Origin of the sequence: Granulibacter bethesdensis (assembly GCF_001889545.1) — a bacterium.
Taxonomy (GTDB): domain Bacteria; phylum Pseudomonadota; class Alphaproteobacteria; order Acetobacterales; family Acetobacteraceae; genus Granulibacter; species Granulibacter bethesdensis_B.
The window spans coordinates 75,512-92,972 of sequence record NZ_CP018194.1 but is presented as its reverse complement, the minus strand read 5'-3'; the positions used below and the strand labels follow the sequence as shown (position 1 = coordinate 92,972).

13 protein-coding genes are annotated in these 17,461 nt (G+C 62.5%); all 13 read left to right on the top strand.

Annotated elements, in window-relative coordinates; all coding sequences use genetic code 11:
- Positions 1–202 precede the first annotated feature (202 nt).
- On the top strand, positions 203–1,456 hold the full coding sequence (locus tag GbCGDNIH8_RS00415) for a sarcosine oxidase subunit beta family protein (protein WP_072571677.1): 1,254 nt from the start codon (positions 203–205) through the stop codon (positions 1,454–1,456).
- Between the two features lie 33 nt (positions 1,457–1,489).
- Entirely contained in the window at positions 1,490–1,759 is a 270-nt protein-coding gene (locus tag GbCGDNIH8_RS00410) for a sarcosine oxidase subunit delta (protein WP_025285666.1), read from the top strand.
- A complete protein-coding gene (locus GbCGDNIH8_RS00405; RefSeq protein ID WP_072571676.1) occupies positions 1,756–4,743 on the top strand; it encodes a sarcosine oxidase subunit alpha family protein in 2,988 nt (995 codons plus the stop codon). Before GbCGDNIH8_RS00410 ends, GbCGDNIH8_RS00405 begins: the two co-directional genes overlap by 4 nt.
- Complete coding sequence (locus tag GbCGDNIH8_RS00400; RefSeq protein ID WP_072571675.1) at positions 4,736–5,284, top strand: sarcosine oxidase subunit gamma; 549 nt, start codon at positions 4,736–4,738, stop codon at positions 5,282–5,284. The genes GbCGDNIH8_RS00405 and GbCGDNIH8_RS00400 overlap by 8 nt, the downstream gene beginning before the upstream one ends.
- A gap of 18 nt (positions 5,285–5,302) precedes the next feature.
- Complete coding sequence (locus GbCGDNIH8_RS00395) at positions 5,303–6,667, top strand: L-serine ammonia-lyase (protein ID WP_072571674.1); 1,365 nt, start codon at positions 5,303–5,305, stop codon at positions 6,665–6,667.
- Positions 6,636–7,712 carry a GlxA family transcriptional regulator gene (locus tag GbCGDNIH8_RS00390; protein WP_253736056.1) on the top strand — a complete coding sequence of 359 codons (1,077 nt, stop codon included), beginning with the start codon at positions 6,636–6,638 and terminating at the stop codon, positions 7,710–7,712. The genes GbCGDNIH8_RS00395 and GbCGDNIH8_RS00390 overlap by 32 nt, the downstream gene beginning before the upstream one ends.
- 219 nt (positions 7,713–7,931) lie before the next feature.
- Positions 7,932–9,209, top strand: coding sequence for an aromatic ring-hydroxylating oxygenase subunit alpha (locus GbCGDNIH8_RS00385; protein ID WP_072571672.1), 1,278 nt, complete (start codon positions 7,932–7,934; stop codon positions 9,207–9,209).
- The gene (locus tag GbCGDNIH8_RS00380) at positions 9,206–10,294 is read left to right on the top strand and encodes an FAD-binding oxidoreductase (RefSeq protein ID WP_072571671.1); all 1,089 of its coding nucleotides are present in this window, start codon (positions 9,206–9,208) and stop codon (positions 10,292–10,294) included. Before GbCGDNIH8_RS00385 ends, GbCGDNIH8_RS00380 begins: the two co-directional genes overlap by 4 nt.
- On the top strand, positions 10,291–11,265 hold the full coding sequence (locus tag GbCGDNIH8_RS00375; RefSeq protein WP_072571670.1) for a GlxA family transcriptional regulator: 975 nt from the start codon (positions 10,291–10,293) through the stop codon (positions 11,263–11,265). Before GbCGDNIH8_RS00380 ends, GbCGDNIH8_RS00375 begins: the two co-directional genes overlap by 4 nt.
- A gap of 60 nt (positions 11,266–11,325) precedes the next feature.
- The gene (locus tag GbCGDNIH8_RS00370) at positions 11,326–13,365 is read left to right on the top strand and encodes an oxidoreductase (protein ID WP_072571669.1); all 2,040 of its coding nucleotides are present in this window, start codon (positions 11,326–11,328) and stop codon (positions 13,363–13,365) included.
- Between the two features lie 24 nt (positions 13,366–13,389).
- Positions 13,390–15,369 (top strand): (Fe-S)-binding protein, encoded by a 1,980-nt coding sequence (locus GbCGDNIH8_RS00365; RefSeq protein ID WP_072571668.1) that lies wholly within the window; start codon positions 13,390–13,392, stop codon positions 15,367–15,369.
- A complete protein-coding gene (locus GbCGDNIH8_RS00360; RefSeq protein ID WP_072571667.1) occupies positions 15,366–16,640 on the top strand; it encodes an electron transfer flavoprotein subunit alpha/FixB family protein in 1,275 nt (424 codons plus the stop codon). Before GbCGDNIH8_RS00365 ends, GbCGDNIH8_RS00360 begins: the two co-directional genes overlap by 4 nt.
- Complete coding sequence (locus tag GbCGDNIH8_RS00355) at positions 16,637–17,458, top strand: adenine nucleotide alpha hydrolase family protein (protein ID WP_216634465.1); 822 nt, start codon at positions 16,637–16,639, stop codon at positions 17,456–17,458. Before GbCGDNIH8_RS00360 ends, GbCGDNIH8_RS00355 begins: the two co-directional genes overlap by 4 nt.
- Positions 17,459–17,461 lie beyond the last annotated feature (3 nt).

The window sequence follows — 17,461 nt, the reverse complement described above, 5'->3', positions numbered from 1 at the left end:
GTCGGCATGCTTATGCACGACAAAAAACATGAATGTTAGCGACATGACGCCTCCGACACAAAAAGGCGTCTGTCGCAATCATTCAAGAAAATGTTCTGTTTCATACCTGCATGACGCAACCCCGTTATGCGAATACAAGGATGCACCGCCTCTGCGACCGCGCTGAAACCGCCGATATCGCAAGACGCGCCAGGAGTTCGTCATGCAGAAATTCTCCGCTTTTTCCCTGATCCGGAACACGCTGGGCGGCCATCGCGGCTGGCAGCGGCAGTGGCGGGATCCTGAGCCGAAAGCAGCCTATGACGCCGTTATCATCGGCGGGGGCGGCCATGGTCTCGGCGCCGCATATTATCTGGCCAAGGAACATGGGCTGCGTAACATCGCCGTCCTGGAAAAAGGATGGATTGGCGGCGGTAATACCGGCCGTAACACGACGATCATCCGTTCCAACTACCTGTTCGATGAAAGCGCTGCCCTGTATGATCATGCGCTGAAGCTCTGGGAAGGGCTGACGCAGGAACTGAACTATAATGTGATGTTCAGCCAGCGCGGCGTGCTGATGCTGGCCCATAACGTTCACGACGTGCAGAGCTTCAAGCGACATGTTCACGCCAATCGTCTGAACGGCGTCGATAATGAATGGCTGACGGCGGAAGAAGCGAAAGAATTCTGCCCGCCGCTGAATATCTCCAACAATATGCGCCATCCCGTACTGGGGGCCGCGTTGCAGCGCCGGGCGGGAACGGCCCGCCATGATGCGGTGGCCTGGGGTTATGCACGCGCGGCTGATGCCCTTGGTGTCGATATTATACAAAACTGTGAAGTCACCGGGATCCGCCGGAATGCATCCGGCGCGGTAGAGGCGGTGGAAACGACACGCGGCGTGATTCGCACCCCGAAAATCGGCGTGTCCGCCGCGGGTCATACCAGTATGGTGCTGGGCATGGCCGGTGTTCGCCTGCCTCTCGAAAGTTATCCGTTGCAGGCGCTGGTGTCGGAACCCGTTAAACCCGTCTTCCCCTGCGTGGTGATGAGCAACACCATTCACGCCTATATCAGCCAGTCCGACAAAGGTGAGCTGGTGATCGGGGCAGGCACTGATGCCTATACCAGCTACACCCAGCGCGGCGGCCTGCATATCGCCACCCATACGCTGGATGCCATCTGCGAGCTGTTCCCGATGTTCCGCCGCATGCGGATGCTGCGCAACTGGGGGGGCATCGTCGATGTGACGCCGGACCGTTCTCCCATCATCGCGAAAACCTCGGTACCCGGCCTGTATGTGAATTGCGGCTGGGGCACAGGCGGGTTCAAGGCCACACCAGGCGCGGCCCATCTGCTGGCCTACACCATCGCCCGTGACGAGCCTCACAAAATCAACGCCCCGTTCACCATCGAGCGGTTCCGGGACGGATTCCTGATCGACGAAGCGGCCGCTGCTGCGGTTGCGCATTAATTCATTCCCATCCCGGCACGGAAGGGCGACACGATGCTGCTGATTACCTGTCCTTATTGCGGTCAGCGACCCGAACTCGAATTCACCTATGGCGGGGAAGCGCATCTGGTTCGCCCAGCCGATCCCGCCCTGCTCAGTGATGAGGAATGGACCGCCTATCTCTACATGCGCTCCAACCCCAAGGGAGAGCACGCGGAACGGTGGCGGCATGCTCATGGCTGCGGCCGCTTCTTCAACGCGGTGCGTGATACCCGCACCGACGTCATCCTCAGCACCTACAAGATCGGCGAGTCCCGCTCATGACGAGCCCCAGCATCCATTCCGCGCCCTTCCGCCTGCCGCAGGGCGGCCGCATCCGGCGCGACAAACCGCTTTCCTTCACGTTTGACGGCAAGACCTATCAGGGTGCGCAGGGCGATACGCTCGCCTCCGCACTGCTCGCCAATGGCGTGCATCTGATGGGCCGGTCGTTCAAATATCACCGTCCACGCGGTGTGCTGAGCGCCGGAGCCGATGAGCCGAATGCTCTGGTGGGCGTGGGCGCCGAACAGAGCCGCTACACCCCCAATCTGCGCGCAACGCAGGTGGAGCTGTATGACGGTCTGGTGGCGGAAAGCCAGAATCGCAACCCGTCCCTGTCTTTCGACATCGGCGCGATCAACAACGCGCTGGGACCGTTCTTCCCGGCCGGGTTCTACTACAAGACCTTCAAATGGCCGCGCAAAGCCTGGGACAAGCTCTATGAGCCGGTGATCCGTCGCGCCGCCGGTCTGGGCAAGGCCCCGACCGCCCCGGATGCCGATCACTACGCCCAGCGTTACGCCCATTGTGACGTGCTGATCGTCGGCGCCGGTCCGGCCGGTCTCGCTGCCGCTCTGGCCGCCGCCGATGCCGGCGCCAGAGTGATCCTGTGCGACGAACAGTCGGAAATGGGTGGCTCCCTGCTGGCACCGAACGGTGCGCAGATCGACGGCAAGCCTGCCGAGCTGTGGCTGTCCGACACGCTGGCGCAGCTTGCGGCCGACCCGCGCGTGACCCTGCTGCCCCGCACCACGGCGTTCGGTTACTATGCCCATAATTTCGTGGGGCTGGCACAGCGCATCACCGATCATCTGCCCGCCATCCTGCCCAACACTCCGCGTGAGCGGATGTGGCATGTCCGGGCCGGACAGGTGGTGCTTGCCACCGGATCCCTCGAACGGCCGCTGGTATTCCCGGAAAATGACCGTCCCGGCATCATGCTGGCCGATTCCGCCCGTATTTATGCCCAGCGTTATGGCGTGAAGCCAGGCACGAAAGCGGTGATCACCACCGCCAACGACGAAGCCTACAGCACGGCGGTCGCGCTTGCGAAAGCGGGGGTCGAGATCGCCGCCATCGCCGATCTGCGTGAGCATGCGGACGGCGAGCGTATTGCCGCGGCTCGTGATGCCCGTCTGCCGATCCGGATGGGATCGGCCGTGATCGGCACCGGTGGCCATCTGCGCGTCTCCTCCGCCCGCATTGGCGGCAAACAGGGACGTGATGAGCATATCCGCTGCGATCTGGTGCTGATGTGTGGCGGGTTCACCCCCACCGTGCATCTGTTCAGCCAGTCCCGTGGCCAGCTGGTCTATGATGCGGAACGACAGATTTACGTGCCCGGCACACATGCGGAGCATGAACGCTCTGCCGGTGCCTGTGCGGGTCATTTCGGCCTCGCTGTAGCACTGGAAGACGGGTATTCCGCCGGTCTGGACGCTGCGAAGGGCGGCAACAGCCGTATTTTCCAGGTCAGTGCTCCCGCAGCGGGAACGGGCGGCTTCATCGGTGAGGTACCGCATAACCGCCGCTCCCCCTATGCCAAGGCGTTCGTGGACTTCCAGAACGACGCAACCGCCAAGGACATCAAACTGGCCGTGCGGGAGGGCTTCCGCTCCATCGAGCATGTGAAGCGCTACACCACCACCGGCATGGCCACCGATCAGGGCAAGACCTCCAACATGAACGCGCTGGGCATCGTGTCCGGTGCGCTGGATACACCAGTGCCGCAGATCGGCCTGACCACGTTCCGCCCGCCCTACACCCCGGTCACTTTCGGCTCGTTCGCAGGCACGGCACGCGGCGACCTGTTCGATCCACTGCGCAAGACGCCGATCCATAGCTGGGCCGAAGAACATGGCGCGGTGTTCGAGGATGTCGGCATCTGGAAACGGGCCCGCTACTTCCCGCAGGATGGCGAGGATATGGATGCGGCGGTGCTGCGTGAATGCGCCCGGGCCCGTGCCGCAGCCGGTATTTTCGATGCGTCCACGCTTGGCAAGATCGAAGTGGTCGGACCGGATGCGGCAGAGTTCCTCAACCGTCTGTATGTCAACGCGTGGGACAAGCTGAAACCCGGCAAATGCCGTTATGGCCTGCTGCTGCGTGAAGACGGGTTCATCACCGATGACGGCGTGATCGGGCGTATCGCGCAGGATCGTTTCCACGTCACCACCACCACCAGCGGCGCACCGCGCGTGCTGGCGATGATGGAGGATTACCGCCAGACCGAGTGGCCTGAACTCAATGTCTGGCTGACCTCCACCACCGAACAATGGGCGGTGATCGCAGTGCAGGGTCCGAAGGCCCGCGACATCATCGCACCCCTGATCGAGGGTGTGGATCTGAGCGACTTCGCGCATATGAGCGTCGCCGACGCCACCATTGCCGGGGTGCCGGGCCGTCTGTTCCGCGTCAGCTTCACCGGTGAGCTGGGCTACGAACTGAACGTTCCGGCGGATTACGGCCGGGCGGTCTGGGAAGCAGTGTATGAGCGCGGGCAGGCCTTCGGCATCGTGCCGTACGGCACGGAAACGATGCATGTGCTGCGTGCCGAAAAAGGCTATGTGATCGTCGGTCAGGAAACCGATGGCACCGCCACACCGGACGATGTCGGGCTGGCCTGGGCCATTGGCAAGGCGAAGAAGGATTTCGTCGGCAAACGCTCGCTTGAGCGCACATCGATGAAAGACCCGAATCGCAAGCAACTTGTCGGTCTGTTGACAGATGATCCGACCATCGTGCTGGAAGAAGGCGCGCAGATCGTGGCCGATCCGGCGCATCCGCTGCCGATGCCCATGATCGGGCACGTCACCAGCGCCTATCGCAGCGCTACGTTGGGCCGCTCCATTGCGCTGGCCATGATCAAAGGCGGACGGTCCAGAATCGGGCAGACCGTATATATTCCGATGCCCGGTCGAACGATCGCCGCGAAAATCACCGAGTTTGTGTTCTATGATCCGGAAGGAGTGCGGCTCAATGGCTGACGTGACCTTTCCACCGCGCCTTGCCCCGCTGACCGGGATCAGCACCGGCATTGCCTCCATGAGCGTAACGGCCCCCCGCCGTCGCCTCACCCTTCATCTGCGTGAGGGCGCCCGTGCCAATGCTGATGGCGCATTGGGCTTCTCCCTGCCACAGGCTCTGCGCGCCACTGTGCAGGGTGAACGCGCCGCCCTGTGGATGGGGCCGGAAGAAACGCTGATCCTGAGTGATGAGGCGGACGACCTCGCCCCGGCTCTGGAAGCAGCGCTGAAGGATGTGCCGCATGCGCTGGTCGATGTATCCCATCGGCAGATTGGCCTGCTGATTGAGGGAGAGAGGGCGGCAGACGCACTGAACACCGGTTGCCCGCTCGATCTGTCCGAGGCGGCTTTTCCGGTCGGCATGTGCACGCGCACCATCTACCACAAGGCGGAAATCGTGCTCTGGCGTCTCTCATCCACTCAGTTTCATGTGGAAGTTTGGCGGTCTTTCGCCCCTTATGTGTGGGAATTGCTTGACGAAGCCCGCCGCGAGGCGGCTTGACAACCTGAAGAGATCAGCATGATCAGCGTTTCCGAACTCTTCAAGGTCGGTATCGGCCCCTCCTCTTCCCACACTGTCGGACCGATGAAGGCTGCCTATGCCTTCATTCTGGGTCTCGGAGACCGGCTGGAGCAGGTGGTGCGGGTTCGCGTCGATCTGTTCGGGTCGCTGGCATGGACCGGAAAGGGCCACGGCACTGAAAAAGCCGTGCTGCTTGGTCTGGCCGGGGAACAACCCGATACGGTTGATCCCGATGCCGCCGAATCCCTGATTGCCCGGATTGAGGCGCATCGGATGTTGTCGCTGGGCGGACGGCATCCCATCTGTCTGGTGCCGGAGCGTGACGTGATCTTCGACATGCTCACGGAAACGCCCGAGCATCCCAACACGCTTGCCTTCACCGCCTATGATGCGGCAGGGGAAACCCTGTGCCATGAACGCTGGTGCTCGATCGGCGGCGGCTTTGTGGTGCGGGAGGCTTTTGCCCCGGCGGCGGTCATTGACGGACCCTCCGCACCCTATGAATTCCGCTCCGGCATTGATCTGCTCCGCATCGGTGAAGAAACCGGGCTGCGTATTCCGGAGATCGTACGCACCAACGAATATGCCGTGCGCCCGAAAGAAGAGGTCGATGCCCATATCACCCGCGTCATCGACACGATGATGCGCTGCATTGACCGTGGACTGAGCACCGAAGGAATTTTGCCGGGTGGCCTGAACGTGCGCCGCCGCGCCGTTTCCCTGCTGCGCAAAATGGAATCCGAACAGGCCCGCAACGATCGTCCGCCAACCGAAGCGATGGATCGCGTCAGCCTGTTCGCCATTGCGGTGAATGAGGAAAACGCTGCCGGTGGGCGGGTAGTCACCGCCCCGACCAATGGCGCGGCAGGCGTGGTACCAGCCGTGCTGCGTTATTACCGTGATATGGTGCCTGGTTCATCGGAAGCGGGCATGCAGGATTTCATCCTGGCCGCCTGCGCCATCGGGGCGCTGTTCAAGATGAACGCCTCCATCTCCGGTGCTGAAGTCGGCTGTCAGGGAGAAGTCGGCGTGGCCTGCTCCATGGCCGCCGCAGGGCTCGCTGCCGCGATGGGGGCCGATAATGCCCGCATCGAAAATGCCGCTGAAATCGGGATGGAACATCATCTTGGCATGACATGCGACCCGGTGGCAGGGCTTGTGCAGATTCCCTGTATCGAGCGGAACGCTTTCGGCGCGATCAAGGCGATCAACGCCGCGTCTCTGGCCATGCGCGGCGACGGGACGCACCATATCTCCCTCGACCGTGTGATTGCGACGATGCGTCAGACCGGTGCCGACATGCAAAGCAAATACAAGGAGACCAGCCAAGGTGGCCTTGCGGTTAACTTCACCGAGTGCTGATCCTCCACGCCGACGGGCGTTGACGGTCGGCTTCGTCATGGCGGACAGCTTTACGCTGGCGCCATTCTCCCTGTTCGTCGATCACCTGCGCCTTGCGGCGGATGAGGGCGATATGAGCCGCCCGATCCGCTGCCAATGGTCCATCATGGGCAGCCGCCCGGGCACGATCTCGGCCAGTTGCGGCATCACCATCGGCCCGACCACCGGTTTCATCGATCCCAGACAACTGGACTATATCGTCGTTGTCGGTGGCCTGCTGCATGCGGGGCGTCCTTTCGATCAGGAGACGGTTGCCTACCTCCAATCCGCCGCCAGAGCCGGCACAACGCTGGTCGGTCTGTGCACCGGCAGCTTTCTGCTGTGCCGGGCAGGATTGATGAAAGACCGCACCACCTGCGTCAGCTGGTATCATCATCAGGATTTCACCGACGAATTTCCCGATCAGGCCGTGCTGGCCGACCGGCTGTTTCTGGTCGATGGCGACCGCATCACCTGCGCGGGCGGGGGCGGAGCAGCCGATCTGGCGACCTGGATCGTCGAAAAACATCTCGGCCGCTCTACCGCCATGAAAAGCCGCCAGGTGCTGCTGCTGGATGAAGCCCGCGGTGAAACCGCCGCCCAGCCACACCCGCCGCTGGCCGCGGGCGTGACTGATCCGCGCGTGCGCCGTGCCCTGCTGATCATGGAGCAGAACATGGCGGAGCCTCTGCCAGTCAGCGCCATTGCTGAACGGCTGGATCTGTCTGCACGCCAGCTGGAACGGTTGTTTGCCGCTGCGATGCAACAGAAACCGGCTGCCGTATACCGCTCATTACGGCTTCGTTTTGCCCGCTTCCTGCTGGACAATACCCAGCGTAGCGTGACGGAAATTGCTCTGGATGCCGGTTTTTCAGACTGCGCCCATTTCTCCCGCCTCTACAAGGCTGCGCATGGCGTGGCCCCCAGCGCAGCCCGGCGCAATGCGCCCCCCGCCGCAGAATCCAATGATCCGCTGCCGGATCGGGACAGCCTGACGTCTACCCGGATTTACGCCGATTCCCTGTAAGAAAAACAGAACCGGCCCGCGCTGAAAAACCGTCGCTTTCCATAAAGCGCCTCTCCTGACCGGCAGCAGGACAAAGCTCTATTCTTTCCGGCCCTTTCTGACCTCTGCGCAAAACGCATAGATACCGGGATTGATAAAAAAAATGTCGCTTATGATGAATTTCGGAATAAACTCGGCTTTTAAGTAGGAGTTAACGCCACCTCCCTCAAGGTTCGTCCCATGCCCGACGATCTCCGCTTTACCCTGGATTCTCTCCCTTCCCTGCTGGCACGGCGCAAGCGTGGCTATACGCTGGAAGCGCCGTTCTATACCTCACCCGACATTCTTCAGGCCGATATCGAGACGATTTTCGGCAAGCACTGGATTTATGTCGGTGTCGAGCCGGATATTGCCGAACCGGGCGATGTCATGGCCCTGCAGATCGGTCGCTTCAGCGCCATTGTCGTGCGCAGCGACGATATGGAAATTCGCGCTTTCCACAATGTCTGCCGCCATCGCGGTGCCCGCATTGTTCCCGAAGGCAAGCGAAGCGTTGGCAATCTGGTCTGCCCGTATCATATGTGGACCTACTCCACCGAAGGCCCTCTGCTGTATGCCGATCATATGGGGGCGGATTTCGATCCGTCCTGTCATGGTCTGAAGCCGGTTCATGTGCGCAATGTCGCAGGGTTGATCTTCCTGTGTTTCGCCGATGAACCGCCTGCCGATATCGAGGATATGGCGCGGGAGATGACACCGTATCTGGCCCCTCACGCCATTCCCGACACCAAGATCGCCTTCGAGATGGACATCATCGAGCGCGGCAACTGGAAGCTGGTGATGGAAAACAACCGCGAGTGCTATCACTGCGCCGGTTCCCATCCCGAACTGACCGCCTCCATTTTCGAATTCGGGTTTGGTTTTGCGCCTGAATCACTGGATGAGGACGGACAGAAAGCCGCCGAGGAATATAACTGCCTCGTCAACAACAATACCGCCGAGTGGGAAGCGCGTGGCCTTCCCTCCCGCGAGATCGACCATCTTGATGACCGCGTGACCGGTTTCCGCACCCAGCGTCTGCCGATTTCCGGTGCCGGCGAAAGCGAAACCTCCGACACCAAGGTCGCCTGCACGAAATTGCTGGGTGAATTGACGGAACGCAGGCTGGGCGCTCTGTCCTTCTGGACCCAGCCGAATTCCTGGCATCATTTCATGAGCGATCATATCGTAACTTTCGCGGTGTTCCCGATTGATGCGGAAACCGCTCTGCTGCGCACCAAATGGCTGGTGCACAAGGATGCGCGTGAAGGCATTGATTATAACCTCGATCATCTGAAAAGTGTGTGGGAAGCTACCAACCAGCAGGATAGCGATCTGGTCGGGATCACCCAGCAAGGTGTGCGCACCCCGGGCTATCAGCCCGGCCCATACTCCCCTTATACCGAGATGCTGGTTGAGAAATTCAGCAACTGGTACGTCTCCCGCATGAAAGCAGCGCAGCAGGATGGCGCACAGTGAACGCTTTCTCACCCCTCTCCGCCCTGCCGGCGCAGTGGAATGCCGATGCGGATGATGTGCTGATCTGCCGCGCCGTGCGGCAGGAAACACATGATGTGCGCACGTTTTTCTTCTCGCCGGCCAATCCGTGTCTGTTCCGGCATCTGCCCGGTCAGTTCGTGACGCTGGATCTGGAAATCGGCGGGCAGAAGATCAATCGCTGCTATACGATCTCCTCTGCTCCTACACGCCCGGACCTGCTCAGCATCACCGTCAAGCGGGTGCCGAACGGGCCGGTATCGAACTGGCTGCATGACAACCTGAAACCGGGCATGCGCATTCGTGCCGTTGGTCCGATGGGCGATTTCACGAACGCCCATCATCCGGCGCCGAAATATCTGTTCCTGTCCGGCGGCAGCGGCATCACGCCGCTGATGGCCATGGCCCGCACACAATACGATCTGGCGGCCGAGGCCGATACAGTGTTCGTACATGCCGCACGCAGCCCGGCAGACATCATCTTCCGTGACGAGCTGTCCCTGATGGCGCGCGCACGGCCTGGATTCAACGTCGCCTTCCTGTGCGAGGCAGATTCCGCCGGTGAAGTATGGAACGGATATCGCGGTCGTCTGAACACCGCGCTGCTGACCCGGATCGCTCCGGACTTCATGGAGCGCGAAGTGTTCGTCTGCGGTCCCGCCCCGTTCATGGCAGCCGCCAAAGCGATCCTGGCCGAAGCCGGATTCGACATGCGTCGCCACCACGAGGAAAGTTTCGATTTCGGCATACTGGCACAGGAAGAACCCGAAGCCGCCGCCGAAGCAGAGGCTGTCGCTGCATCGGGTGGTTTTTCCATCACCTTCAGCAAAAGCGACAGGCAGATCGACTGCGATCCGGATACCACCGTGTTGCAGGCCGGTCGCCGGGCCGGGCTGAAACTGCCTGCCTCCTGCTCCAAGGGCGTGTGCGGCACGTGCAAGTCGAAGCTGGTCTCCGGCCGGGTCGAGATGAAGCATAATGGTGGCATCCGGCAGAAAGAAGTCGATCAGGGCATGTTCCTGCCCTGCTGCTCCAGGCCACTGACGGATCTGGTCGTCGAGCGATGATCGACACGCCTGCACGCCTCCCTGCGGAAATCGGCAGAATCGGTTTTTTGACTCTGCCGAATTACTCGATGATTGCGATGAGTTCCGCGATCGAGGCGTGCCGGATGGCCAATCGTGTCACCAGCAGTGATGCCTATTCATGGCAGGTGCTGACGCTGGATGGCGAACCGGCACAGGCCAGCAATGGCCTGTCGCTGGGACCGACGGTCAGACTGGCCGATGCCGCACCGATCGACCTGCTGCTGATCTGCGGCGGTGTCGATATCCGACGGACCACCAGCCGTCGCCTGTTCCCCGCACTGCAACGTCATATCCGTCGCGGCGGCGCACTCGGTGCGTTATGCACCGGCAGTTTCGTGCTGGCCGAGGCCGGGATGCTGTCGGGCTATGCCTGCGCCATTCACTGGGAAGATCTGGCGGCCATCCGTGAGGAATTTCCCGACATCGTATTCCGGGATGAGTTGTTCGTGATCGATCGCGACCGCTTCACCAGCACCGGCGGTACTGCGCCACTGGATATGATGCTGGCGCTGATCGCTGCCCGTCTCGGTCCGCGCGCGGCCGATGCCGTGGCGCGCCAGTTCCTGATCAAACCCCGTCAGGGCGGAGAGAGGCAGCATCTGCCCCGCACCGCTGCACGGCATCCGCGGCTGGCCCATGCCGTGGCGCTGCTGGAAGCCAATGCGCAGAACCCGTCCGATGATCCCCTGTCCATCGCCGATGCCGCCTCCCTCGCCGGTCTGTCGTCACGCCAGCTGGAGCGATTGTTCAAGCAGCACCTGAACATGACGCCCGCCGCCTATGCTGCCTCCGTCCGGCTGGAGCGCGCCCAGTTGCTGCTGCGCCAGACCGCCATGCCCATCACTGAAATCGGCGTCGCCTGCGGCTTTTCCTCCGGCGCGTCCTTCAGCAACGCCTACCGGCTGCGATACGGGCATTCGCCGCGCCATGAGCGCGTGAGTATACCCTGACGCGCCTGACTCACCGCCGACGCCTTCCCTCCTCCCACCCGCCTGCCCCGGAATGTGCCGATGATCGCCAATGCCGACGCCCTGTTGAAACCGTTAACCATTCGCGGTGTCACCTTCCGCAACCGCGTGATGAGCACCAGCCACGCCCCCGGTTATGGTCAGGATGGCAAGCCCAAAGAGCGCTATCAGCTCTATCACGAGGAAAAGGCGAAAGGCGGAATCGGCCTGACCATGTTTGGCGGCTCCTCCTCCGTCTCGGCTGACAGCCCGGCGACGCCGTGGAACCAGATTGCCGTTACGGATGACAGCATCATTCCGTATTTTCAGGAGTTCTCCGAGCGGATTCACCGCCATGGCGCAAAGCTGATGATCCAGCTGACGCATATGGGCCGCCGCACGAAATGGGATACGGATCAGTGGCTGCCGGTGATGGCGCCCTCCGTCCGTCGTGAACCGGCCAGCCGTTCTCTGCCCAAGGCGATGGAGCAGGAGGATATTGATCGCGTCATCGCCGATTTCGCGCAGGCGGCGCGCCGCTGCAAGGAAGGCGGCCTGGACGGATTCGAGATTTCCGGGGCCCATGGCCATCTGCTGGACCAGTTCTGGAGTCCGGACGTCAACAAACGCACTGACCGTTACGGCGGCTCGCTGGAAAACCGCATGCGCTTTGGCATCGAGGTGCTGCGTGCCATGCGGGAAGCCGCCGGGGACGATCTGCTGATCGGCATGCGCATGTCCGGCGACGAGCTGTATGCACAAGGCCTGTCTCAGGAAGAATGCGTGGCCATTGCCTCCGAATATGCGCGGCAGGGGCTGGTGGATTTCCTGAACATTCTGGGCGGTCAGGCACGCGATGACATGGCGCATGCGGTCAGCCTGCCGAACATGGCCTTTCCGGTCGCACCGTTCCTGCATCTGGCCAGCGCGATCAAGCGGGAGGTCGATGTCCCTGTTTTCCATGCCCAGCGCGTGACCGATCTGGCCACCGCCGCCCGTGCCGTGGCCGAAGGCCATGTGGATATGGTGGCAATGACACGGGCGCATATCGCCGATCCGCATCTGGTCCGCAAGCTCAGCGAGGGACGGGAAGACGATATCCGCCAATGCGTCGGGGCGGGATATTGTATTGACCGCATCTATGTCGGTGGTGATGCGCTGTGTTTGCAGAATGCGGCGACAGGGCGGGAAGCCACCATGCCGCATGTCATCGCAAAAGCAGATCGACAGAAGAAAATTGTTGTCGTCGGCGCCGGTCCCGGCGGGCTGGAGGCGGCACGGGTCTGTGCCGAGCGTGGTCATCAGGTCGTGCTGTTCGAGCGCTCCGGCGAAGTGGGCGGTCAGATCAACATCGCTGCCAAAGGAACATGGCGTGAAGCCCTGTCCGGCATTCCCCGCTGGCTGCTGAGCCAGATCCGCCGCCTGAACGTCGATCTGCGCCTGAACACCGAAGCCACCGCCGCGCTGATCCAGGCGGAGCGACCGGATACGGTGATCATCGCAACCGGCGGGCTGCCCAATCCCGGCCATATTCCGGGGGCAGAACATATTATTTCAAGCTGGGACATTCTGACCGGACGGGTCCAGCCCGCCGGAAGTGTCCTGCTGTATGACGAAATGGGTCAGCATAATGCCGCCTCCGTCGCCGAGGTAATGTCCCAGCGCGGCGCACTGGTGGAATTCGTCACTCATGACCGGATGATCGCGCAGGAGGTCGGTACCACCAATCAGCCCGTGCATCTGCGGGAACTTTACAAACTTGGTGTTATTCTCTCGCCCAATCTGGAACTGATGGAAGTCTATCGTGAGGGCAACCGTCTGGTGGCAGTGCTGCGCAACACGATGACGGATGCCGAGGAAGAGCGCGTGATCGATCAGGTGGTGGCCGATTTTGGCACGCTGCCGGTCGAGGACACCTATTTTGCGCTGAAAGACCAGTCCAGCAACCACGGCGTCACGGATCTTCCATCCCTGCTGCGGGGCGCATCGCAGGCGGAAGCACAAACAGGACGTTTCAGCCTGTTCCGGATTGGCGACGCCGTGGCTGGCCGCAACATCCATGCGGCGATGTACGACGCGCTCCGACTCTGCAAGGATCTGTAAGCAGGTACGGAAGGAGTCCCCGCCATGCATCCGGGCACACCGCTGTTGCTGGTTATCTGGTTTCTGATCCTGCTGGTCTTGGTTCAGGCACTACGCATCGTCCTGCGCTGGCGGGTCGGACAGAAAACGGATGTGGATTGGGTTCGCGGGCTGATTGCCATGCCCCGCCGCTATCTGGTTGATGTGCATCACGTCGTCGAGCGCAGGCCGGAGAACGCCCGGATGCACAAGCTGGTGGCGGGCGGGCTGCTGGCCGGATCGGTGCTGACGCTGCTCTCCACCATCCTGCCAGTGCTGCATCGGGACGGCGTGATTGCTTCCCTGTTCTGGATCGTCACCGCCGCATTCTACGCCATCGGTCTGAACGGTGTGCGTCACGTCGCGGCACGGCGCAGCCCGACAACACCGCCGCATCTGTCAGCCGGTCGCTTTCTGACTTTGCCGCTCTGGCTTGGGCTTTATCTGACCGGCGGGTTGACCGCCTCGGTCGGTGCGGCGTTGCATGGCATGCTGCCGGATGTTTTGTCCCACGCGTCAGGAGCCGCCGGAGCAGTGATGACACTGACCGGTGGTCTGGCACTGGTGGCACATCTGCCGAACGGACCAATGCGACATGCCGTCGCCGGATCGCTGCATCTGGCGGCGCATCCGCGTCCGGGCCGTTTCAAGGGGGGCCGTTTCGAGGGGGACCGTGATACAGCGCTGCTTGCGCTCGATCTGGAAGCAGGGCAGTCGGGTGTTTCAACACCTGCCGATTTCACCTGGAATCGTCTGGCAAGTTTCGATGCCTGCATTCAATGCGGGCGCTGCGAACAGGCCTGTCCCGCCTTTGCCGCCGGACAACCACTCAACCCCAAAAAGCTGATTCAGGACCTGACGTTCGCCCTGCATGGCGGCGACGCCTATACAGGCAGCCCCTATCCACAAGCGCGTCCGGTGGCGGGGCATGGCGGTGCGCATCGCCCGATCATCGGCGCGGAGGCGGTGATTCATCCGGATACGCTGTGGTCCTGCACCACCTGCCGCGCCTGTGTGCATGAATGCCCGATGCTGATCGAGCATGTGGACGCCATCGTCGATATGCGCCGCTTCCAGACGCTGGAACTGGGGGCTATTCCGGAAAAAGCCGCCCAGCCACTGCATCATCTGCGTTACGCCGATGATGCGGGCGGACGGGCGCTGGCATCACGAACTGATTTCGCCGCCGGGATGACCCTGCCAGTGCTGGAGGAACAGGGAGAAACCGATATCCTGCTATGGCTGGGCGAAGGTGCGTTCGATCTGCGCTATGGCCGGAGCCTGCGGGCACTGATCGCGCTGATGCGGCAGGCTGGCGTTGATTTCGCCGTCCTGGGCGCGGAGGAACGGGACTGCGGCGATCTGGCGCGGCGGCTGGGTGATGAGGCCAGTTTCCAGCGTCTGGCGCAGGACAATATCGCCACGCTGAAGCGCCGTCGCTTCCGCCGCATCGTCACCGCGGACCCGCATGCGCTGCACACGTTGCGCAACGAATACCGGGCTTTCGGGGCAACATGGCCAGTGCTGCATCACACCGCGCTGCTGGATGAGTTGATTGCAACGGGCAAACTGAATCCTGTGAAATCCGAAAACCGTCCCGTCACCTATCATGATCCCTGCTATCTGGCGCGCTACAATGGTGAGGTGGATGCCCCCCGTCGCATTCTGGATCGTCTCACCACCCATCGTGTCGAGATGGAGCGGCATGGGGAACGCGCCATGTGCTGCGGCGGTGGCGGTGGTGCGCCGGTCAGCGATATTGCGGGAGAAAAGCGTATCCCCGATATCCGCATGAGCCATGCTCAGGGCGTGGGCGCCTCCATCGTCGCGGTTGGATGTCCCGGCTGCACCGCCATGCTGGAAGGCGTCACCGGAGACCGCCCCGAGGTCAAGGATATTGCTGAATTGCTGCTGGACAGCATCGAGCATGCCAAAACCCGGGTGCCGCCGCCGTCACAAACCGCCCTGCCGGAGGTTGTGGCATGACTCGCCCCCGTCTCGATCCTCGCGCCCTGCGAGAGGCACGCCGTGTGAGCGGAGGGGAGCGGCCACGTTACCAGCTGGCAGCGGTCACACTTGATGCCGGAGCCTCTCCCTTTGGGTCTCCCTTTGGCCGCCGCCGTCGCAACCCGCGAACCGAAACGCTGGCACAGGCCGTGCCCTCTCCTGCTTCCCGCCCGCGTCTGGATCGCGCCTGGCAGGGGGGAGCTTCCTCCACCGCCTCTCCTGCCGCACGCATGCAGGAAACCGCACCGCGCATCCGTATAATCGAGGATCCCGCTTTCCTGATCCTCGCCGTGCCTGATGCGGCAGGGGGACGCCTGTCACCGCATGACCGGCAGATACTGGGCGCCGCCCGGACCCTTGCTGACAAAGCGGGTTCCGCCGGACAAGGCGCCGTCGTGCTGTTCGGCCCCCCGCTGGCCGATGCGGGTGACAACGGCGCCGACCGCCTCATTCAGTGCGAGGATGATTCTGTCGAGTCGCGTGCTGCCGCTCTGGCCGCCGCGATTGCCCACCTGCACCCGAAACACGTTCTGTTCCCGGAAAGCCCTGATGGCGGCGATCTGGCACGCCGTGTCGCCGCCCTGTCGGGGCTGGACATCGCCACCGATATCGAGGCCCTGTCCGCGTCTCAGGCAATCCGCCCCAGCCATGCCCGCCGGCGTGAGCAACGGATGGTGCCGCCGCCTCTGCTGGCATTGAGCGCCGATCGTGCCGCACCCCATACCGGCATCCGGCATGAAGCGCGCCCTATCCCGCTGGAACTGCCTCAGGTGGAGGCCAGTGCCCTGACGGGCTGGCGCGACATTCCCCCCGATGCAGGGAAGCTGGCTCTGACAGAAGCATCGTTCGTCGTCTCCGCCGGGAATGGCATCACCGATTTTGCAACCTTCCACGCTCTGACCGCTGCACTCGGCGCGACGCCAGGGGCCAGCCGGGTGATTTGCGATGCCGGGCTGATGCCACGCGACCGGCAGGTCGGGGCAACCGGCAGCATCCTTGATGCCACCTGTTATTTCGCGCTCGGCATTGCCGGGGCGCCGCAGCACCTTCAGGGTGTGGCGGGCGTGGAGCATGTCGTTGCAGTCAATACCGATCTGCACGCCGCCATGATCGCCCGGGCCGGGCTTGCCATCGTCGCCGATGCACAGGACATCATGCCGGCCATCCTCGCTGCCCTGGCAGCAGAGCGCGATGCCAGCCGGGAAAGGGTTAACCCGGACGATCACAGCCCAGGCAGGGAAACGCCATGACCCAGTCAGACATATCCAATACCAACCGTCTGAACGTGCTGGTGCTGCTCTCGGCCGGGTGCCATCCCGTCTCAGGCCGGGCCGCCCCCGTGATGGAAGAAACGCAGGCCATCGCCCTTGCCCACCAGCTCGGGGCCCATGTCTCCGGTCTGCATGCAGGGCCGGAGGCCACGCCGTTGCGTGACGTGCCCGGCCATGGGCTGAACCGGATCGTCATGCTGCGTCAGGACGCCGATATTGATCCACTGCCCGCGCTGCTGGCTTTCATCCGCCGCAACCCGCCCGATCTGATCCTGACAGGCCGCCGCGCACAAGGCGGCATGGATAGCGGCACATTGCCCTATCGTCTGGCACAGGCGCTGGGCTGGCCGATTGCCGCCGATATTGCCGCCATTGATCGTGATACGGCAGCGGGGACCACACTTCATCTGCTTCAGGCCAGGCCAAAAGGCGCCAGGCGGGCCGTCAGCATCCAACTGCCCTGCGTGCTGACCGTGCATCCGGCAGCGCCACGGCCGCTGCCTTTCGCATTTGCCGCTATGCGGAAAGGCGTGATCGAGACTATCGAAGCCTCCACCCTGTTGCCGGAGCATGAAGGCATGGTGAAGGCACCCTCCTCTGATATCGAGGAACGCCCCTATCGTGCCCGTCCTCGTCTGATTGCGAAAGCCGGAGCGCAAGGAAATGGGCAGTTGATGGTGCATCCCTCCGCCGAGGATGCGGCCAGGGCAGTCATCACCTATCTTCGGGAGATCGGTGTCTTGCAGGCACCGTCCTCCAACAGCGATGCAACGCCACACGAGCCAGCCGGATCATAAACG